Raw genomic sequence first — 3699 nt, 5'->3', positions numbered from 1 at the left:
TCAGGGATTGGTTGATCGCGTCGATCTCGCCGATGCGCCGGTCCGCAGAAAAGCCGACCCCGATCTCGATGTACTTGACCACACCGGAGCGCCGGGTGCGCACGTGATGGATCGCGTCGATGCGGTCGAAGTTGCAGAGGAGCACGCGGTTGACCAGCGTGAGCTGCGAGGGATCGAGCATTCTGTCCATGAGGTCGGGCAAGGCGCCGGCAATCAGCTGGTACGCCGTCCAGAGCATCATCTGGACCACGACCGCCGAACCGACGAGGTCCGCGACCCGACCGCTGATCTGGCCGGCAAAGAGCGCCGAGACAAGGATGGCCAGCGTCGCCGAAGCTGAAGACACGACCTTCAGCAGTCTCGTTCTGACCTGTCCGTCGATGAGAATGGAGGCGCCGAGGCGGCGGGCGTGCAGATAGGTCACGAACATCCAGGCGTTCTGCGTCGTGTTGACCGCGCCGGTAGCGGTGGCGACCGCGAACCCGAGGGGGCTGGGCTGCGACGGCTGTAGCATCGTGAGCACACCGAGCGCGAAGATCCAGATGCTGGACAGTACCAGCGCTATGCCGATCAGCAGATTGAGGAAACTTTCGATCTTGCCGGATCCATACTGGTAGCTGGGTAGCCGCCCGCGGTGGATGCGGCGCATCACGACATAGGCGAACAGTTCCAGCAGAGTGAGAAGGCACGCGCGCATCGCGTCGGCCAGCAATGTCAGGGAACCCGACCAGATCGCGATGGCCAGGATCGGTGTCGAGAGCAGCACGTCCGTCCCCACCCCGAGCGACATTGCGCGCTCGCGTCGCCGTTCTGTATCCGTCATCGGCCAAGCGGCGATGGTCGGGCGGGGGCCGCTCATCCGAGAGCCATTCCCTGCAGTAGTTCGCGGACCAAGATTTGGGATCTGGGCCTGGGCTGGCGTCAAGCCCGCGCCGGCGCAGACGACGTGAAACAGGGTTTGAGCGCTCAATATGCTTGCTCCCTAGAAATTCAGTGGGACGAAGAAACAGAAGACGGCCGACTGAGAGCCGTCGAGATTGTCGCGATAGAAAATCCAATAGTCGCCGTCCTGGCTCGCCAGCGCGAACTTGGCGGCGAGAGGCTCGTGGTAGCCTTCGACGACATAGTCGCCGCGCGCGTTCAGCGCGACCTGTTCGGGCCGGAGATGATGCGCGTCCGCCACGCCGCAGCACGCCGACTTGATCCAGCCTGGGACGGCTTTGCCGTTCGCCCATTGCTCATGGGCGACAGCCGGAACGGCGCCCAATAGGAAAGCCGCGGCAAGACAGAGACGCATGGCTGGCCTTTCTCCTGAAGCGCCTCGCGGACAATGTCGCTAAACGGGCTTTCTCCGAGCCAAGCTGGGGCGAAACATTCTGACCACGACGCTGTCTCGCGGAAGCAGCATCGAATCGGCGATCGCCCAGATCAAGTAGCAAGTGAGCATCGCCCATGCATTGAACGCAAAGGCGCCGTCATCGTGCGCTTTCGAAGAGAAGACATCGGCCGTAGTTGCGATGATCGCTAGAACGCGACTGATCAATACGATGTTGCGGCACAATGCGCTGGCGTCAATCTTACGCCACGGAAACGACAGCTCGCCGCGGACGCCGAACGCGCTTCCGAATTTGCCCACGGCATGCAGCAACCCTGAAGTTGCTGCGAGGAAAGGATTGCTGAGCAGGTACAAGCCCGCGCCAAGCGCAATCGCTCCAAAGCCTGAGGAAAGATCTCCAAGCTGCGTCAACTTCTGGTCGGGCAGATATCCGTTCGACCACGCCCGATGATAAGCCTCCCCGCTCCAAAAGAAGATCGCTGTTGCGATCGCGAGCGCAACGGCGGCCGGACTTCCCGCGACATATCGGATTCCGATCGACAGAACGTTAGAGAAGCTGTCCGTCGACTCCGCTGCGACGAGAAACGTCACGATCAGGCCTGCGCCGAATCCAAGCGCGTTGCCCAGATTATACAGTCCGCCCGGTCCCTTGAGCCGGCTGAGTATCGCCGTACGCCACCGGTACATGGGTCGCGCCATTGATTTGCCCAAGTGGTCCGCTCGCGTCATTGGCATTCCCTCCAGCGAGCGGCCTGGCGACGCTTCAATGTGTGAAACCCGGCTTCAGCGACCCGGCGATCGTCGCCCGGCGGGGTCACGGCCGCATAACCTGCGTGTAACGGACTGGTAACAGCGTGTTTCATTGAGTATGACGGATGTGCGACAGGGGGGCGGCGTGGATGTCTGGCCAGATAATGATCGTGGGCCGGAATGTGGCGCTACGAGCCCGACTCGCACAGCTCCTGAACGGCGGTGGCCACCGCGTCGCTATCGCGGAAAACGCCGTGCACGCCCGCCGTCTGGGTTTGGAGGGCGTCGCCCTGGCGATTGTCGCCCCCGAACGGCTCGATCCGGAGGGAAAAGGCTTGCTCCAGGAGTTGCGGGCCACGGTCGGCGCCGTCCTGCTCGTTGCGACGCCCGACGGCAAGCGCGAGCTGCGCTCCGCCGATGTCCTCGACGTCTCCGATGAGGCCGGGTTGCTCGCCCGGGTGGCGGAGGCGGTGGCGCCCGCTCCCGAAGCCGACGACGTGGAGCCGGTGCTGAATTTCGCCGACTATCGCATCGATCTGGCCGGACACAGCCTCTTCGATCCGTCAGGCAAGGAGATCCCGCTCACGCCTGGAGAGTTCGGCCTTCTGCGCGCATTCGTCGAGCGGGCGGGACGCGTGCTGTCGCGCGACCAGCTCCTGCAGCTGACGGCCGGCCGTGACGCCGAGACTTACGACCGCAGCATCGACATGCAGATGGTCCGTCTGCGCCGCAAGATCGAGCAGGACCCAAGGCGGCCCAGCCTGATCGTCACCGTTCCCGGCAGCGGTTATAAATTCTCGGCCAGAGTGACGGCGGAGGCGGTCGGGGCGCCGGGCGCGACGCCAGGCGAAGCTGCGTCGCCGCCGGCGCCGCCAAGCCCGTCAGCGCCTTCCCCTGAGCGGCGACAGCTGACCATCATGCAGTGCGCCCTGTCGGGGGCGGCGTTCGAGTCCGCTCAGCGCGATCCGGAGGACTTGCATCGGTTGTTGACTGCCTTTCATGAGAGCTGCGTAGCAATCATCGCGGAAGCGGGCGGCGGAGTCGCCAAGCTGCTGAATGACGGGGTCCTGGCCTATTTCGGCTACCCGCAGGCGGATGAACACCAGGCGGAACGTGCGATTCGCGCGGCCCGCCGCCTGGTCCAGGCGTCGGGCCGGGCCGACGTAGGTCAGACCAACGGCGTGCAGGCCCGTGTCGCCATAGCGACGGGTCTCGTCCTGGTGGGCGGTCTGTTTCGCGATTCGGGGGAACAGGTGGTTCTAGGCGAGCCTGCCAGCCTTGCCGCCGGTCTCGTCGCGCGCGCCGCATCGGGTACGGTGCTCATCTCGGCGAGCACACGGCGCCTGGTGGGCGAACTCTTTCGATGCGAAGAGCGCGGGCCAATCGCACTCCCCGGCTTTTCCGAAGCGATCGCTGTCTGGCAGGTCGTCCAAGAGGGGGCTGCCGAAAACCGTTTTGAGTCGCTGCACGGGCAGCACGTCGCAGCTTTGGTCGGCCGCGAGGAGGAATTGGCGCTGTTGCTGCGGCGGTGGGACCAGGCGAAAGCAGGCGAAGGCTGCGCCGTCCTGATATCGGGCGAGGCCGGCATCGGCAAATCGCGCGTCCTGGCGGAA

Annotated in this window: 4 protein-coding genes; 1 reads left to right on the top strand and 3 read right to left on the bottom strand. The window is 64.5% G+C overall.

Features of this window, described 5'->3' with window-relative positions; all coding sequences use genetic code 11:
- The 3 genes from ACLP2E_RS14645 to ACLP2E_RS14635 form a co-directional block, all read right to left on the bottom strand.
- Nucleotides 1–859, bottom strand: an 859-nt coding sequence (locus ACLP2E_RS14645) for a cation diffusion facilitator family transporter (RefSeq protein WP_442466366.1), incomplete at its 3' end; no start/stop codon positions are given.
- A gap of 123 nt (nt 860–982) precedes the next feature.
- Nucleotides 983–1297: a hypothetical protein gene (locus tag ACLP2E_RS14640; protein ID WP_442466365.1), complete on the bottom strand. Its 315-nt coding sequence runs from the start codon at nt 1295–1297 to the stop codon at nt 983–985.
- Between the two features lie 39 nt (nt 1298–1336).
- Nucleotides 1337–2023: a hypothetical protein gene (locus ACLP2E_RS14635; protein WP_442466364.1), complete on the bottom strand. Its 687-nt coding sequence runs from the start codon at nt 2021–2023 to the stop codon at nt 1337–1339.
- Nucleotides 2024–2235: 212 nt separating this feature from the next.
- On the opposite strand from ACLP2E_RS14635, the gene ACLP2E_RS14630 reads away from it, so the two are divergent.
- The coding region (locus tag ACLP2E_RS14630) for a winged helix-turn-helix domain-containing protein (protein WP_442466363.1) at nt 2236–3699 on the top strand (1464 nt) is incomplete at its 3' end.

This window comes from Rhodoblastus sp. (genome assembly GCF_052145335.1).
Lineage (GTDB): Bacteria > Pseudomonadota > Alphaproteobacteria > Rhizobiales > Beijerinckiaceae > Rhodoblastus.
This window is presented reverse-complemented; position numbering and strand designations above follow the sequence as displayed.